Source organism: Microcystis sp. M53603_WE2 (assembly GCF_030065435.1).
The window spans coordinates 1-1,137 of record NZ_JASJFF010000563.1 but is presented as its reverse complement, the minus strand read 5'-3'; the positions used below and the strand labels follow the sequence as shown (position 1 = coordinate 1,137).

1 protein-coding gene is annotated in these 1,137 nt (G+C 55.2%); it reads left to right on the top strand.

Annotated elements, in window-relative coordinates; genetic code table 11:
- Nucleotides 1-1,137, top strand: a 1,137-nt coding sequence (locus PX481_RS11795) for an AAA ATPase domain-containing protein (RefSeq protein WP_288094626.1), incomplete at both ends; no start/stop codon positions are given.

The following is a 1,137-nucleotide window of genomic DNA, read 5'->3' as shown; positions in this document are numbered from 1 at the left end:
GTTATGGATTTGGGACGCATACCAGAAGCGCGTTTTCCCGATGGGGCGATCGATCTGGGGGACGAACCGATCTCAAAAGAAGAAATCCAGTATTCGATCGCCCGGGTGGGCAGTTTTAGCGGCGATAATCGCGCCGGGATTGAACGCACCCTGCACCGCATCAGTGCCATTCGCAATCGAGACGGGGAAATTATCGGTTTAACCTGTCGTATCGGTCGGGCCGTTTTCGGTACGATCACCCTGATTAACGACCTAGTGGAAACGGGTAAATCCCTGCTGCTGCTCGGTCGTCCGGGGGTAGGGAAAACCACCGCTCTCCGGGAAATAGCCCGAGTTTTAGCCGACGATCTCAATAAACGGGTAGTGATTATCGACACCTCCAACGAAATCGCCGGGGATGGAGATATTCCCCATCCGGCCATCGGTCGCGCTCGTCGGATGCAGGTGGCCCGTCCGGAATTGCAGCATCAAGTCATGATCGAAGCGGTGGAAAACCATATGCCGGAGGTGATCGTGATTGATGAGATCGGTACGGAATTAGAAGCTCTGGCCGCTCGCACGATCGCCGAACGCGGGGTGCAGTTAGTGGGAACCGCCCACGGCAATCAACTGGAAAATTTAATTAAAAACCCGACTTTATCGGATTTAGTCGGGGGAATTCAGGCAGTAACTCTCGGGGACGAAGAAGCGCGCCGCCGGGGTTCTCAGAAGACCGTTTTAGAACGGAAAGCACCGCCCACCTTTGACATTGCCATCGAAATGTTGGAACGTCAGCGCTGGGTCATCCACGAGGACGTATCTACTACTATCGACCAACTGCTGCGGGGACGGGAAGCAATTGCCCAAATCCGTTGGGTGGACGAGGAGGGGAAAGTACAGGTCGCTCAGGAAGAACCAAAACCGGAAAAGTTGACCCCTTTGCGCGGCAATTATCTGCCGGAAATGGATAAACCCAAGGGATGGCGGGCCGATGGCCGGATGACTCCCGTGGCCCGTTTCCCTGCGGGCCCTCTCAACCGGGAAAACGATTTTGATCGCCTCCTCGAACAATCCTGGCTGCAGGAAGAACCGGAAACTGAAAAAGTCCGCGTTCCCGGTCCCAATGGCGAAGATTGGCCGGTTTATGTCTATCCCTAC